Source organism: Nonomuraea cavernae, assembly GCF_014646355.1.
GTDB classification, from domain to species: Bacteria; Actinomycetota; Actinomycetes; order Streptosporangiales; family Streptosporangiaceae; genus Nonomuraea; species Nonomuraea cavernae.
Genome location: NZ_BMNH01000003.1, coordinates 83,111 through 97,436, shown reverse-complemented (window position 1 = coordinate 97,436; position 14,326 = coordinate 83,111). Strand labels below are relative to the sequence as shown.

The window sequence follows — 14,326 nt, the reverse complement described above, 5'->3', positions numbered from 1 at the left end:
ATGGGGGCGGCACAATGACAGGGTGACGGATGACTGGTCCCGCTACTGGCGCTCCCCCGACCAGCGCGTCGAGGCCATGCACGCCCACTTCGAGCGGCACGTCTACCATCGCCACAGCCACGAGACCTACTCCTTCGGCGTGACGGAGGAGGGGGCCCAGGCGTTCACCTGCCGCGGCTCGGCCCACACCAGCGCGGCCGGCATGGTGATGGCGTTCAACCCCGACGACCCGCACGACGGGCACTCCGCGACCGCCACGGGCTTCACCTACCGGATGGTCCACCTCCGCACCGACCTGGTGTCGGACCTGCTCGCCGACCTCACCGCCCGGCGCGCGGGCCTGCCGCTCTTCGCCGCCCCGGTGCTCGACGACCCGGCGCTCGCGCGCTCGCTGCGCGCCCTGCACACCGCCCTGTGCGGCTCTCCCTCGGGCGGCGCTCCGGACGACGGCCCGCCCTCTGTCCGGCCGGTCGCCGTCCCGGCGCTGCGCCGCGACGAGCAGCTCGCCGCCACGGTCTCCGCGATGGTACGGCGAGCCGCCACCGCCCCGGTCGTCCCGCCGGCAGGGCTCCCCGGCTCGGCCCGCGTCGCCCGGCGGACCCGCCAACTCCTGCACGAGCGCCACCTGGACGACCTGACCGTCGACGACCTGGTCGAGGCCACGGGCGCCAGCCGCTTCACGGTCTACCGGGCCTTCCGCACCGCGTACGGCATGGCCCCCAGCGACTACCAGCGCCAGCTGCGGCTACGCGCGGCCAAACGCCTGATCGCGGACGGCCTGCCGCTCGGCGAGGTCGCGGCGCGCACCGGGTTCGCCGACCAGAGCCACCTGACCCGCTGGTTCACCCGCTACTTCGGCCTCACGCCGGGCGCCTACCGCCAGGCCACCGGCACCACCACCAAGCCGTTGGGTCGGGCCGCCGGCGTGCGATGAGTTTCCGGCCGCCGCACCGTACCAATGCCGGAGACCCACACACGGCAAGGAAAGGGCGGCATGATGGCCGACTACATCGATGTCAACGGCGTGCGCACCTGGTACGACGAGCGCGGCGCGGGCGACCCGCTGGTGCTCCTCCATGGGGGCCTGACCGACAGCCGTGACTTCAACGGCAACCTCGACGCGCTGGCCGAGCGGTTCCGGCTCCTGCTACCCGAGCGCAGGGGCCACGGGCACACCCCTGACGTGCCGGGCCCGTTCGCGATGGAGGCGTTCGCGGACGACACCGCGGCGTTCATCGAGAAGACCGCCGACGGTCCCGTACGGCTGGCCGGATACAGCGCCGGAGCGATCGTGGCGCTGTGGACGGCCGTGCGCCGCCCCGACCTGGTCGAGCGGCTCGTCCTGATCAGCGGCGCGTTCGATCCGGAGGGGATGATCCTGCGGCCGAGCGCTGACGCTCCGCCTCCCGCGCAGCTGGTCTCCGCCTATGCCGAAGTGTCTCCGGACGGGGCGGACCACTTCCCCGTCGTCCTGGAGAAGGTGGTCCGGTCGGTGGACGCGGAAGCGCCACTGGCCCCGGACGACCTGGCCGCCGTCACCTGCCCCGTGCTGGTCATGGCGGCCGACGACGACATCGTCACTCTGGAGCACACTCTGCGGATGTACCGGGCGCTTCCCGCGGCGCAGCTCGCCGTCGTGCCGCGGACCTCTCACCTGCTGCTGCACGAGCGGCCCGAGCTGTGCGCCCGGCTGGTCGGCGACTTCCTGGCAGAGGAGCCGGCTCCCACCTGGATGCCGATCCGCCGAGCCGCGGGTTAGGGCTGGACGAGCCGCAGGCGGGCGCCGTAGCGGCGGCCCGCCACGTGCGGGTCAGCGGGCGTCACCCTGGAGGCCCTCAGCCCCGTGCGGCGTCTGGCGTGCCCTTGGCGGTGCCGTAGAAAGAGGTACTGATCTAAGGCCAGGAACCGTCACCGGGGTCGCCGCCGTCGGTCAGCAGGCGCAGGTCCGATTCGACCATCATCGCGACCAGCTCCTCGAACGACATCGTGGGCTCCCAGCCGAGCTGCACCCTGGCCTTCTTGGGGTCGGCGCAGAGCAGGTCGACCTCGGCCGGCCGGTGCAGGCCCTGGTCGGTGACGACGTACCGCTCCCAGTCGAGCCCGGCGGCGGTGAAGGCCGCCTCCACCAGCTCGCGGACCGACTTCATCCGGCCAGTGCCGATCACGTAGTCCTCGGGCTTCTCGGCCCGCAGCATGAGGTGCATGGCCCGGACGTAGTCGCCCGCGAAGCCCCAGTCGCGCCGGGCCTCCAGGTTGCCCAGGCGCAGCTCGCCGGCCAGGCCGAGCTTGATGCGGGCCACGCCGAGCGACACCTTGCGGGTGACGAACTCGGCGCCGCGCCGCGGCGACTCATGGTTGAACAGGATCCCGGAGACCGCGTACATGCCGTAGGACTCGCGGTAGTTCTGGGTGAGGAAGTGGCCGTACGCCTTGGCCACCCCGTACGGCGAGCGGGGGTGGAAGGCGGTGCTCTCGGTCTGGGGCGTCTCGCTGACCTGGCCGAACATCTCAGATGACGAAGCCTGATAGAAGCGGATCTGGCCGTTGGGCGAGCCGCCCCGCGACACGCCCGAGCACACCCGGATGGCCTCCAGCATGCGCAGCACGCCCATCCCGGTGACCTCGGCGGTCAGCTCGGCCTGCTCCCACGACATCGGCACGAACGAGATCGCCCCGAGGTTGTAGACCTCGTCCGGCTGGGCCCGCTCCACCGCCGAGATCAAAGATCCCTGGTCGAGCAGGTCGCCCCGGACCACCTTCACGTCGGCGAGCAGCCTGCGCATCCGCGACACCCGCGGATTGGCCTGGCCGCGCGCCAGCCCCCAGACCTCGTATCCCTGACCGAGCAGGTGCTCGGCCAGATAGGAACCATCCTGGCCGGTGATGCCGGTGATCAGAGCGCGCCTGGCCAACGGGGTCCTCCCCTTATCACTAACCGCCTCCATTGGGACCGGAATGTACAGCTAAGCGCCTTGTCACAGCACCCCATCAAACTGGAACACGTTCTACCGAACATCGCTCGGTCATGCCAACATCGCAGATCGCACGGTGTGCGGGGCAGGTTAGGAACAATTCCAGCCGACCTACCGAATGGTAGCCTTCTCGGACTAAGGTCATCTTTCACGGTACACGCCCGACTCTGGGTGCTACCGGAGTGGAAAGGGGTGTCCGTGAGCGACGCGCTGCGGATCGCGCTGCTGTCCTACCGCAGCAAGCCCACCTGCGGCGGTCAGGGCGTCTACCTCCGCCACCTGAGCCGCGAGCTGGTGGCGCTCGGGCACCACGTCGAGGTGTTCTCCGGCCAGCCCTATCCCGAGCTCGACGAGGGCGTGATCCTCAACAAGGTGCCGAGCCTCGACCTCTACCGCGACGAGGATCCGTTCCGGACCCCGAAGCCCGGTGAGTTCCGCGACTGGATCGACTGCCTCGAGGTCGCCACCATGTGGACCGCCGGCTTCCCCGAGCCGCTGACCTTCACCCTGCGCGCCCGCCGCGAGCTGAGCAAGCGCGTCGGCGACTTCGACGTCGTCCAGGACAACCAGACCCTCGGCTACGGCCTGCTCGGCATCCAGAAGCTGTTCCCCGTGGTCGGCACCATCCACCACCCGATCAGCGTCGACCGCCGCATCGAGCTGGAGGCGGCCAAGGGCGTCAAGAAGCTGACCATGCGCCGGTGGTACGGGTTCGTGAAGATGCAGGCCAAGGTCGCGCCCCGGCTCAGCCCGATCCTGACGGTCAGCGAGTCGTCGCTGGCCGACATCCACCGCGACTTCAACGTGCCGCAGGCCAACATGCGGCTGATCCCGCTCGGCGTCGACACCCGCTACTTCCACCCACGTCCCGACAAGCCCCGCCGCAGGGGCTCGATCGTGGCCGTGGCCAGCGCCGACTCGCCGATGAAAGGCGTCGCCACCCTGCTGCGGGCCGTGGCCAAGCTGGCCACCGAGCGCGACGTCAACCTCACCGTGGTCAGCAAGCCCACCCCGGGCGGCCCCACCGAGCAGCTGGTCAAGGAGCTGTCGCTGGAGGACCGGGTCCGCTTCGTGCACGGCATCTCCGACGACGAGCTGGGCGAGCTGATCGCCACCTCGGAGGTCTCGGTCGTGCCGTCGCTCTACGAGGGCTTCTCGCTGCCCGCGGTCGAGCACATGGCCTGCGCCACACCCCTGGTCGCGAGCCGTACGGGAGCGCTGCCGGAAGTGGTCGGCGACGCCGCGATCCAGGTGAGCCCCGGCGACGCCGAGGAGCTGGCGTCGGTGCTGCGCCGCCTGCACGACTCACCCGAGGAGCGCGAACGGGTGGGCCGGGCCGGATACGACCGGGTCATGGAACGCTACACCTGGCACGTCGTCGCCAAGAAGACCGTCGAGGCCTATCGCGAGGCCATCGCGGCCCGCCGCCCCCGCTGAGCCCCCGCTGAGCCCCTGATGCGCCCCCCCGATGAGCCCCTGATGAGCCCCCGATGAGAACGAGGAGACCTGTCTAGTGCTGACCGTGGACTTCGCCCGGCTGCCCGTCGGACCCGGCGTGCGCGTGCTCGACCTCGGCTGCGGCGGCGGCCGGCACGCCTTCGAGGTGCTGCGCCGGGGGGCCGACGTCGTCGCCTTCGACATGGACAAGTCGGAGCTGGACGACGTGGCGGCCATGTTCGTGGCGATGGACAAGGGCGGTGAGGTGCCGCTCGGCGCGACCGGCGAGACCGTCCAGGGCACCGCGCTGGACATGCCGTTCGAGGACGACGGCTTCGACCGGGTGATCGCGGCCGAGGTGCTGGAGCACATCCCCGACGACATGACCGCGATGCGGGAGATCTTCCGGGTGCTCAAGCCCGGCGGCACCGCCGCGATCACCGTGCCGAGCTTCCTGCCGGAGCGCATCTGCTGGGCGCTGGACGAGGCCTACCACACCGCCCCCGGCGGCCATGTCCGCATCTACACGCTGGCCGAGCTGTCGGCGAAGCTGAAGTCCACCGGCTTCGAGATCGGCCCCCACCACCACGCGCACGGCCTGCACGCGCCCTACTGGTGGATCAAGTGCGCGGTCGGCGTCAACAACGACGACCACCCGCTCGCCAAGGCCTACCACGAGCTGCTCGTCTGGGACATCATGAAGCGCCCGGCCGCCACCCGGATCGCCGAGACCCTGCTCAACCCGGTCATCGGCAAGAGCGTGGTGCTGTACGTCCGGAAGCCCGCGGCGTGATCGGTCGCGACAAGATCGTCCAGACGGCTCAGAGCATCGCGGCGATCCAGCAGGACGACGGCGGCATCCCCTGGCCCGAGGGTCACGTCGACGCGTGGAACCACATCGAGTGCCTGATGGCCATGAGCGTGGCCGGCCTGGACGAGCCGGTCCGCCGGGGCTACGACTACCTGGCCGCCCACCAGCGCGACGACGGTTCGTGGCCGATGAAGCTGGTCGACGGCGTCGCCGTGGAGCGCGGCGGCGAGTCCAACCACGCCGCCTACATCGCGGCGGGCGTCTGGCACCACCACCTCGTCACGGGCGACCAGGCGTTCACCAAGGAGCGCTGGCCGATGGTCAAGGCGGCCCTCGACTACGTGGTGGGGCTGCAGACCGAGCGGGGCGAGATCGTCTGGGAGCGCGACGCCCGGGGCCGCGCCTCGTCGTACGCGCTGCTCACCGGCTGCTCCTCGATCCACCAGGGGCTGCGCTGCGGCGTGCTGCTGGCCGACCATCTGGGCGACCCGCAGCCGCACTGGGAGCTGGCCGCCGACCGCCTGGCGCACGTGCTGTCGGCCCATCCCGAGGCGTTCGCCGACAAGAGCCGCTTCTCGATGGACTGGTACTACCCCGTGCTCGGCGGCGCCGTGCGCGGCGCCCAGGCGTTCGAGCTGCTCGACCGCGAGTGGCCGACGTTCGTGGTGCCGGGGCTCGGCATCCGCTGCGTGTCGGACCAGCCGTGGGTGACCGGCGCCGAGACGTGCGAGCTGGTGCTGGCCCTCGACGCGCTGGGCGACCGCGAGCGGGCGGTCCGGCTCTTCGCCGACATGCAGCATCTGCGGCACGAGGACGGCTCCTACTGGACCGGCTGGCAGTTCGCCAACCACAAGCACTTCCCCTACGAGCGCTCCGGCTACACCGCCGCCGCGGTCGTCCTGGCCGCCGACGCGCTGCAGGGCCTGTCCGGCGGCGCCGCGCTGTTCCGGGCGGTGGCCGCGCCGTCCGTCACGCCCTCCGATCCCGACCTCTGCGGCTGCACCCCCGCGCGCACCTGACCGCCCCGCCGTACGGGAACGCAAGGGGTTTTGCGGGTTCTTTGCCGGGAGGGGCGGAGCGGCTCCTCCGGCGTTCGGAATGGGGTGACTAGCTTCGGGTGTGGCCGTACGAGGCGTCTTCGGGGGAAGCGTGGGCGACACGGGCACAACAGCGTTCTTGCACCAGGACAGGACCGAACCGACTCTGAGTCAGGCTCGCGGCTGGCGAAGGCTGCTGGCCCGCGAGGAGCACGAGGCGGATCTCGGGCGGCGGAGGTTCGTCCTCAGACACGGACCGGCGGGAACGATCATCGAAGACGCCGAGAAGTCCTATCTGTTCGGTTTCAACGCGGTCGTCTCGCAGGAGCTCGGCAAGATCGAGGAGCTGCCGCCGCGGCAGCGGGCCTTCGGCTACGAGGGCGCCGGCGCCGCCTGCACCGCGCTCGACCTCCTCACCCTGACCCGGGGCCGGCGGCTGCACGAGCTGCTGGCCGGCCCCGCCGCGCAGCACCAGTACGCCGTCCACCTCGGCGCCGGCCGAGGCTACGCGCTGCTGCGCCTGCGGCCGGTCCGGCGCGCGAAGCGATCCCATCCGCTGCTGCGCTGGCTGGCCGTGGACGGCTACGGCTTCCAGCGCAGCCTCGACCACACCGACCGGATGGTGGGCGAGCGGGCCCTGCCGGACCTGCCGACCAGGGCCTTCCGCGGGACCTTCGACCAGGGGCTGGGCCGGCTGCTCTGGTATCACGACTGCGCCTCGCCGGACGACGTGGCGGCCCGCGTCTCCGCCTACCCGGCGGGCCGGCGGGCGGACCTGTGGAGTGGCGTGGCGTTCGCCGCGACGCGCGTGGGCGGGGCCGGCCCCGCGGACCTGGAACGGCTGGCCGAGCACGCGGGAGCGGACGGCTTCCGGGCCCACCTGGCGCAGGGGTGCGCGTTCGCCGCGGCCGCCGGCCTCTGGGCCGGGCCGCCGCCCGAGCACGTGGAGCAGGCCGTACGGGCCCTGACCGGCGCCGAGTCAGGCGAGGTCGCCTCCTGGGTGGACGACGCGCTCACCGCCCTCGGCCACGATCCGCACACCCACGACGACTTCCTGGCCTGGCAGGCCGGCACCCGCCGCGCCTGGGCCGGGCGGCACGGCTAGGCGAACCGGCCGCGCCCCGACCGGCTCAGTGATCGGGCCGGGCGCCGATGCCGGGCGCCACGCGCTCCAGCACGCGCAGCGACCCCTCCACCGACACCTCCTTGAACGCGCCCGACGCCAGGGCGCGCAGGTAGACCCGGTAGGGCGCCTGCCCCCCGGTGGCGGGGTCGGGGTAGATGTCGTGGAAGACCAGCGCCCCGCCCTCCATGACGTGCGGCGCCCAGCCCTCGTAGTCGCGCGTCACCGGCTCCTCGGAGTGGCCGCCGTCGATGAACAGCAGGCCGAGCGGGGTCGCCCAGAGCCTGGCCACCTGCTCCGACCGGCCGACGATCGCGATCACCTCGTCCTCCAGCCCGGCCGCCGCGATCGTGTGACGGAACACCGGCAGGGAGTCCATCTTGCCGAACCGCGGATCGACCAGCGTCGGGTCGTGGTGGGCCCAGCCCGGCTGGATCTCCTCCGAGCCGCGATGGTGGTCGACGGTGACGACCACGGACCCGGTCTGCCGGGCGGCCGCGCCGAGGTAGACGGCCGACTTGCCGCAGTAGGTGCCGATCTCGCAGATCGGGCCGCGCCCGCCGTATCTCAGAGCGGCCTCGAACAGCGCGATGCCCTCCTTCGGCGGCATGAAGCCCTTGGCGTGCTCGGCTGCGTACAGCAGTTCGGGCGGCATCGTCATGGCATCGACCCTAACGGAACCGAACAACATTCCAGGGCCCTCTTGCCCGGCTTTATGCAACCTGTTCTACTTGGCAGCGTGAATCAGCGCGCTCGCATCTCGATGTCCGAGGAAGCCGTCACCGCGTTCCTGGAGGGGTCTCGCAAGCTGCAGCTCGCGACCATCAACCCCGACGGCACGCCGCACCTGGTGACCATGTTCTACGGGCTCGACGAGGGACGCATCGCCTTCTGGACGTACGGGAAGTCCCAGAAGACGCGCAACCTGGAGCGCGACCCGCGGGTGAGCTGCCTGATCGAGGCCGGCGACGACTACGCGGAGCTCCGGGGCGTCCTGGTGTACGGCGAGGCCAAGCGCATCGACGACCGCGAGCGGGTGCTGGCCATCGGCCTGGACGTCGCCCGCAGGATGACGCCCGGCGTGGCGGACGAGTTGCTACTGCCGTACGTCGAGCAGACCGGTCGCAAGCGGGTCGCATTCGTCGTGGAGCGCACCAAAGTGGTCTCATGGGACCACAGGAGGCTCACGTGAAAGTCACAGTTGACGAGATGGTGTGCGAGGCCAACGCCGTGTGCATGGGGCTCGCACCCGAGGTGTTCGATGTGGACGACGACGACCAGCTCCACATCCTGCTGCCCGAACCACCACCCGACATGCTCGACCGCGTCAGGCACGCGGTCCGATCCTGCCCCAAAGCCGCACTTTCCCTTGAGGAATAGCTGGAGGAGGAACCCCCATGCGCGCCGCCCTTCTGCACGCCGTAGGCGACGACAAGCTGGACATCCGCGACGACGTCACGCTGGCCCCGGTCGGGCCCACCGACGTCCGCGTGCGGATCAAGGCGACCGGCGTCTGCCATTCGGACCTCTCGGCCATGACCGGCGTGCTTCCGCAGCCCGTTCCGCTGGTCCCCGGGCACGAGGGGGCGGGCGAGGTGGTGGAGGTCGGTGACCACGTCACCTCGGTCCAGCCGGGCGACCACGTGGTCATCAGCTGGCGCCCGGCCTGCCAGGAGTGCGACCTGTGCCTCGGCGGCCAGCCGTTCCTCTGCATGAAGTACGTGATCGAGTCGTTCAGCAAGGGCAACTTCCGCTTCGGCGGCGACACCACGGCGTTCGGCATGGCCGGCTGCGGCACCTGGGCCGAGGAGATCGTCGTTCCCTGGCAGGGCGTGGTCAAGATCGACGCGGACGTGCCGTGGGAGGTCGCGGCGCTGATCGGCTGCGGCATCACCACCGGCGTCGGAGCCGCCATCAACACCGCCCGGGTGCGGCCCGGCTCCACCGTCGCGGTGATCGGCTGCGGCGGCGTCGGCCTCTCGGTCATCCAGGGCGCCCGCGTCTCCGGCGCCCGGACGATCCTCGCGATCGACCCGCTGACGTCCAAGCACGAGCTGGCCAAGAAGGTCGGCGCGACCCACGCCGTCACCCCCGACGACGTGCCCGGCGCGCTGGCCGAGCTGACCGGCGGCAGCGGCTTCGACTACGGCTTCGAGGTGGTCGGCAAGTCGGCCACCATCCAGAGCGCCTGGCAGGTCACCCGGGCGGGCGGCGACGTCATCGTGGTCGGCGCGGGCGCGATGGACGACATGGTGTCGATCTCCGCCTTCAGCCTGCTCTTCGAGGGCAAGAACCTGCTGTCCAGCCTGTACGGCGAGGCCGACGTGCGGCACGACTTCCCCTACTTCGCCAACCTCTACAAGGCCGGCAAGCTGGACCTGGAGTCGATGATCAGCTCCCGCATCCGGCTCGGCGACCTCAACGACGCCGTGGCCGCCCTCAAGAGCGGCGAGGTGCTCCGCCAGATCGTCGTCATGGACTGACCCGGGCCATACCAGGACGCCTCCGGAGCCGCCTGACCTCGGCCCTGACCTTCGAAGTCGGGGTGGCAGGAAACGAGGAAGGTGCGCTTCCCCTCCTAGCGTAGAGACCGAACCCGAGATGAGGTTGGGTCGTGGGAGGCACCAGGCGGAGGTTTGATCCGGAGTTTCGGGCGGGTGCGGTGCGCATCGTCAAGGAGACCGGCAAGCCCTCGCATGTCGCGCGAGACCTTGGTATCAACGCATACACACTGCACAACTGGGTGCAGATGGACCGGCTCGCCACCGGACAGGACGGCGGCGGTGTCACGAGGAGCACGACGCTGAAGGAATCGGCGGAAGAGGAGCTGGCCCGGCTGCGGCGGGAGAAGGCCGAGCTGGTCAAGCAGCACGCCCGGGAGAAGGCCACGTGGGAGAAGGACCGCGAGCAGCTGGAAGACGAGCGTGATGTCCTCAAGCGTTCAGTGGTCTCGTGGGTCGAAGAGGCGATGGGCCGGTGAGCGTGGCGGCTTTCATCTGCTCCCAGAAGACCGAGTACGGCATCGACCACATCGTCTCCGGCCGGGCGCTGGGGGTGTCGCAGGCCTGGTTCTACAAGTGGAAGAAGCGCATCGGCCAGGTGGCACCGACGGCGCGTGAACAGCGGCGGGCAGCGCTGGATGAGGAGATCAAGCGCCTGTTCGACGCCTCGGGCGGCACCTACGGCTCGCCCCGGATCACGCGGGACCTGCACGCCGGTGGCTGGAGGGTGTCGGAGAACACGGTCGCGGTGCGGATGGCTGAACTCGGGCTGGCCGGCCAACCGCCGAAGAAGCGCCGGTCGCTGACCCGGCAGGGGAAGCGGAAGGCCGCGCCGGATCTGGTGGGCCGGAAGTTCACCGCGGTTGCCCCGGACGTGCTGTGGGTGGGCGACGGCACGATGATCGACACCGATGAGGGGCCGTTGTACCTGGCCACCTTCGAGGATCTGTTCTCCCGCCGGCTGCTCGGCTATGCGATGTCGGAGCACCATGACGCGGCGTTGACGGTGGCATCGCTGCAGATGGCGGTGGCCGTCCGGGGCGGGGACGTGGACGGGGTGATCTTCCCTTCCGACCGTGGATCGGAGTACACCGCTGCCCGCTACCAGGCCGAATGCCACAAGCACGGGGTGGTGCAGTCGATGGGCCGGGTGGGGTGCGCGCTCGACAGTACCGCTTCGGAGGCGTTCAACAGCACGCTCAAGGTCGAGTACGTGCATCGGCAGCGCTTCCGTACACGGGCCGAGGCTCGCCTGAAGATCGCGACCTGGATCACCGACTTCTACAACGCCAAGCGGAGGCACAGCGCCAACGATGGGCTGCCACCCGTCACATTCGAGCGGCAGATCAAGAAGAGGCAAGCGTCAGCGGCCCTGCTGAGGGCCGCTGTGGCATAGGAGCATCTCTACGCTTTGAGGGGATTGACAGTTGCCGAAACCCCATACACCGCCTTCACCAGCAAGAACAACAAGGCCGTCACCGCCCGCCTGATCGTGCGCCGGGTCAAGAAGCTCAACGCTCAAGCCGATCGCGGCCAGGACGAACTGTTCACCACCTACCGCTACCACCCGATCTTCACCGACAGCCCCTACACCCTGCTCCAGGCCGAGGAACACCATCGTGATCACGCGGTACAGGAGCAGGTCAACGCGGATCTGATCGACGGGCCGCTCGCGCACCTGCCCTCGGGCCACTTCGCCGCCAACGCCGCCTGGCTCACCTGCGCGGCCATCACCCACAACCTGCTGCGCGCCCTGGGCTGCCTGGCCTCGGCCTTCCACGCCCGAGCCCGCGGGACCACCCTGCGCCGCCACCTCATCAGCGTGCCCGCCCGCCTGGCCCGGCACGGCCGCGGCCACCTCACCTTGCACCTGCCGCGGCATTGGCGCTGGGGTCTGGCCTGGATGAACACCTTCACCACCACCCACGACCCGCCACCGCACCCGGCCTGAGCGCCGCCTCCAGATCACCGCCACCTCACACGACCACGACGGTCACCGCCACCGCGCACATCCCACCCCCGAAACCCGAAGGACACCGGACAGGCCGCGACCTGCGCGCGGCAGCCCTCCCACGCCCGAAAACCCAGCCCCTCAACCGCGGAATCCATCCTCACGGAGGAACCGGACCGAAAATCGATCACCGTGAATCACACAGCGGATTCAGGCTCAGAATCGATGGAAACGGTTCAGCAAGCCACCGTCCGTCACCATATGTACACGAATGTGGATCTTGCTGACTTACTCCATAGAAGTTACGCTTTGCATGCTTTCCTGACCCACTCTAAGACTTTGTATCAAAAAATGTGTTAGACGCCAGATTGGGCCGGGTGACGTCTATTATCCCAAACGTCAATAGTAAGGGTAGAATGAAGCAGGTAGACATGTTCAAGCTGATCAACAGAAATTGCATCGTCGTTGCCACCCTGATTGGTGGCGGTGTCGCCTTCACCGCCAAGGCGCCGTTGGCCTTATCCGGCGGCAGCAACCCGGAGCCAAGCCCTCCGCATCGGAGGGAAATGTGATCTTCCGCCTGCTTGGCCCCTTGCGCTTGGGGCCGGACGGATCCCGACCGGTTACCATCTCCCCCATGGCGCTGGGTATTCTCGCGGGCACTGGTGCTCAACGCCGGGCGGGAGTTGTCAGCGGCCCGGCTGGGTAGCCTAACCTGGGACGATCCACCGCAGTCGGCAATGTCGAACCTGCGTACCCATATTGGACGGGCACGCGTTTGTCTCCGGCAACACGACCTCGTTCATCGGCTGTTCACCACCCGCGGCGCGGGCGAGGCCAGCACCACCTACCGGCTCATTGTGCAGCCCGGAGAGTGTGACGTGCAGGTGTTCCAAGACCGGGTGGCCCACGCTCGGGCTGTCCTCGCGCACGGACGGCTCGACACCGCAATGGACCTGTTCCGGCAGGCACTAAGCATGTGGGAGGGCCCTGCATGCTCCAATGTGTCCGGCAGCGCGATCCTGAGGGCGGGCCTCACCCATCTCGACGAACAATGTTTGCTCGCCTGGGAGGATTACATCGAGGTCGGACTCCGCCTCGGCATGGAACGGTCCCTGGTCCGTGAGATTCGCAGCTTGGTCACGGAATATCCGACGCGGGAGGGCATTTCTGGGCAGCTCATCAGAGCGCTCTATCTGAGCGGTGACCCCCATGGCGCGTTGATCGAGTACGAGAGGCTCCGCTGTCTGCTACGAGAAGAACTGGGCATCGACCCCTCTTCGCCGCTGCAGCGCCTTTACCTCACCGTCCTGAGACATGAAGACCGAACGATACGGACCCCCGGAGACCTTCGTCGGTCGCTTGGGCACTCTACATGAATGCTCCACCCAAATCGACCCGAAATGCTATGGGAGCTTTTTGATGGAAATGATATTAAGGAGCGCGGCCCTACTCGTCTCCCTCGTAGTACACGCGTTCACCCTCGCGTTCATCGTCATGGGGTGCTGGATCATCTACGTGAACTCTGATTTTTTGTTCGCCTGGATGGCGGGCCTGGTTTTCGTGGGTATCGGCGTGCTGCTGCGCCCGCGGCCACGTCGCCTGCCCGCCGACGCCGAATCGGTGGCTCGCTCCTCAGCACCTGAGCTGTACCGTGTCGCGGAACGGGTAGCACGAGTCGTGGGCGTGGAGCCGCCGGCAACTGTGGCGCTCAGGGACCTCACCATAGCCAGCGAGTACCTGCGCGTGGGACGAGGCAGTCAGGTGCTCGTGATCGGCCTTCCTCTGTGGCTTGTACTGTCGGCAAAGCAGCGTGTGGTGTTGCTGGCCGCAACCTATGCTGAGGCGCACGATGACAAGCTGATCATCGATGGGGCGCTTTCCACTCTGGCCGTGTGGCGCGAGTCGCTGCTGAAGGGTGGTGGTGCCCCCGGGCGCGCGGAGGCGCACACACAAATCGGGGCCACGTTCGGCATGCACGGCACTCCACCTGGCACCTACGAGGGCATGGGAGCAATAGGCCAGGTTCTGGGCAAGGTCCTTGGCCTACCCGTGCTACTCCTGGAGTGGACGTTGATCAGGCTGGTACGCGGAGGTCGCAGTAGTGCGGCCCGACAAGAGCTTGCGCGGGCGCACCGCATCGCCACGGACGCAGAGTTGACCGAGTTGGCCGAACTAGTGCGCAATAACCGGTTTCTGGCTCCGGTGCAGGCCGCTGCGTTGCGTGGGGCGAGTGTTTCGGAAATCCGGCAGTCCGCGCTCGCCAGTGCGGAGGCTCTTGCCTCCTGCACGAATGATCGGAACGCTACTCCCAACCTGCTCACTTCGGACGCATCGGCCCGCATCGACGATGAACTGAGGGGGCACTACGCGTGCGCCATCAAAGGGTTTGGGCTGATCTCCTGAAGTTGCGCGAAGGCGTTCTGGGCTGCTCCGTAACTCCGAACATGGACCGAGTAGGATTCTTGCGAGCCCGGAAGGCAAAATAAATGGC

General features: G+C 69.0%; 17 protein-coding genes. 15 read left to right on the top strand and 2 right to left on the bottom strand.

What is annotated here, in order from left to right; translation table 11 throughout:
- Positions 1–22: 22 nt before the first annotated feature.
- Complete coding sequence (locus IEY82_RS07300; protein ID WP_225262371.1) at positions 23–934, top strand: helix-turn-helix transcriptional regulator; 912 nt, start codon at positions 23–25, stop codon at positions 932–934.
- 60 nt (positions 935–994) lie between these two features.
- Positions 995–1,759: an alpha/beta fold hydrolase gene (locus IEY82_RS07295; protein ID WP_225262369.1), complete on the top strand. Its 765-nt coding sequence runs from the start codon at positions 995–997 to the stop codon at positions 1,757–1,759.
- A 133-nt stretch (positions 1,760–1,892) separates the two neighbouring features.
- On the opposite strand, the gene IEY82_RS07290 is transcribed toward IEY82_RS07295, so the two are convergent.
- A complete protein-coding gene (locus IEY82_RS07290) occupies positions 1,893–2,912 on the bottom strand; it encodes a GDP-mannose 4,6-dehydratase (protein ID WP_189123240.1) in 1,020 nt (339 codons plus the stop codon).
- Between the two features lie 258 nt (positions 2,913–3,170).
- Here IEY82_RS07290 and IEY82_RS07285 point away from each other — a divergent pair, with 258 nt between their 5' ends.
- From IEY82_RS07285 to IEY82_RS07270, 4 genes are all read left to right on the top strand, one after another.
- Entirely contained in the window at positions 3,171–4,409 is a 1,239-nt protein-coding gene (locus tag IEY82_RS07285; RefSeq protein ID WP_372459689.1) for a glycosyltransferase family 4 protein, read from the top strand.
- A 76-nt stretch (positions 4,410–4,485) separates the two neighbouring features.
- Entirely contained in the window at positions 4,486–5,202 is a 717-nt protein-coding gene (locus tag IEY82_RS07280; RefSeq protein WP_189123238.1) for a class I SAM-dependent methyltransferase, read from the top strand.
- The gene (locus IEY82_RS07275; RefSeq protein WP_189123237.1) at positions 5,199–6,239 is read left to right on the top strand and encodes a glycoside hydrolase family 15 protein; all 1,041 of its coding nucleotides are present in this window, start codon (positions 5,199–5,201) and stop codon (positions 6,237–6,239) included. Before IEY82_RS07280 ends, IEY82_RS07275 begins: the two co-directional genes overlap by 4 nt.
- Before the next feature lie 157 nt (positions 6,240–6,396).
- Positions 6,397–7,362, top strand: coding sequence for a DUF1702 family protein (locus IEY82_RS07270; protein WP_189123236.1), 966 nt, complete (start codon positions 6,397–6,399; stop codon positions 7,360–7,362).
- A gap of 25 nt (positions 7,363–7,387) precedes the next feature.
- On the opposite strand, the gene IEY82_RS07265 is transcribed toward IEY82_RS07270, so the two are convergent.
- Positions 7,388–8,035: a class I SAM-dependent methyltransferase gene (locus IEY82_RS07265; RefSeq protein WP_189123580.1), complete on the bottom strand. Its 648-nt coding sequence runs from the start codon at positions 8,033–8,035 to the stop codon at positions 7,388–7,390.
- Positions 8,036–8,119: 84 nt separating this feature from the next.
- Between IEY82_RS07265 and IEY82_RS07260 the strand changes: the two genes are divergently transcribed.
- The 9 genes from IEY82_RS07260 to IEY82_RS07220 all read left to right on the top strand — a co-directional run bounded on the left by IEY82_RS07260 (position 8,120) and on the right by IEY82_RS07220 (position 14,238).
- Positions 8,120–8,572, top strand: coding sequence for a pyridoxamine 5'-phosphate oxidase family protein (locus IEY82_RS07260; protein ID WP_189123235.1), 453 nt, complete (start codon positions 8,120–8,122; stop codon positions 8,570–8,572).
- Positions 8,569–8,760, top strand: coding sequence for a ferredoxin (locus tag IEY82_RS07255; RefSeq protein WP_189123234.1), 192 nt, complete (start codon positions 8,569–8,571; stop codon positions 8,758–8,760). The genes IEY82_RS07260 and IEY82_RS07255 overlap by 4 nt, the downstream gene beginning before the upstream one ends.
- A 17-nt stretch (positions 8,761–8,777) precedes the next feature.
- Positions 8,778–9,863: a Zn-dependent alcohol dehydrogenase gene (locus tag IEY82_RS07250; RefSeq protein ID WP_189123233.1), complete on the top strand. Its 1,086-nt coding sequence runs from the start codon at positions 8,778–8,780 to the stop codon at positions 9,861–9,863.
- Positions 9,864–9,994: 131 nt separating this feature from the next.
- Positions 9,995–10,360: a transposase gene (locus IEY82_RS07245; RefSeq protein WP_189123232.1), complete on the top strand. Its 366-nt coding sequence runs from the start codon at positions 9,995–9,997 to the stop codon at positions 10,358–10,360.
- Positions 10,357–11,277, top strand: a complete 921-nt coding sequence (locus IEY82_RS07240) for an IS3 family transposase (protein ID WP_189123231.1) — start codon at positions 10,357–10,359, stop codon at positions 11,275–11,277. Before IEY82_RS07245 ends, IEY82_RS07240 begins: the two co-directional genes overlap by 4 nt.
- Positions 11,278–11,301: 24 nt before the next feature.
- Positions 11,302–11,832: a hypothetical protein gene (locus IEY82_RS07235; RefSeq protein ID WP_189123230.1), complete on the top strand. Its 531-nt coding sequence runs from the start codon at positions 11,302–11,304 to the stop codon at positions 11,830–11,832.
- A 431-nt stretch (positions 11,833–12,263) separates the two neighbouring features.
- Positions 12,264–12,404, top strand: a complete 141-nt coding sequence (locus IEY82_RS07230) for a hypothetical protein (protein WP_189123229.1) — start codon at positions 12,264–12,266, stop codon at positions 12,402–12,404.
- A gap of 168 nt (positions 12,405–12,572) precedes the next feature.
- Positions 12,573–13,211, top strand: coding sequence for an AfsR/SARP family transcriptional regulator (locus IEY82_RS40255; protein ID WP_194518785.1), 639 nt, complete (start codon positions 12,573–12,575; stop codon positions 13,209–13,211).
- Positions 13,150–14,238, top strand: a complete 1,089-nt coding sequence (locus IEY82_RS07220) for a M48 family metalloprotease (protein ID WP_189123227.1) — start codon at positions 13,150–13,152, stop codon at positions 14,236–14,238. Before IEY82_RS40255 ends, IEY82_RS07220 begins: the two co-directional genes overlap by 62 nt.
- The last annotated feature ends 88 nt before the right edge of the window (positions 14,239–14,326 follow it).

Excerpts from the sequence above, each read along its gene's own strand:
- IEY82_RS07265 (WP_189123580.1), bottom strand. The coding sequence starts at position 8,035 with ATGCCGCCCGAACTGCTGTACGCAGCCGAGCACGCCAAGGGCTTCATG.
- IEY82_RS07230 (WP_189123229.1), top strand. The coding sequence starts at position 12,264 with ATGTTCAAGCTGATCAACAGAAATTGCATCGTCGTTGCCACCCTGATT.
- IEY82_RS07295 (WP_225262369.1), top strand. The coding sequence starts at position 995 with ATGATGGCCGACTACATCGATGTCAACGGCGTGCGCACCTGGTACGAC.
- IEY82_RS07220 (WP_189123227.1), top strand. The coding sequence starts at position 13,150 with ATGAAGACCGAACGATACGGACCCCCGGAGACCTTCGTCGGTCGCTTG.
- IEY82_RS40255 (WP_194518785.1), top strand. The coding sequence starts at position 12,573 with ATGTCGAACCTGCGTACCCATATTGGACGGGCACGCGTTTGTCTCCGG.
- IEY82_RS07250 (WP_189123233.1), top strand. The coding sequence starts at position 8,778 with ATGCGCGCCGCCCTTCTGCACGCCGTAGGCGACGACAAGCTGGACATC.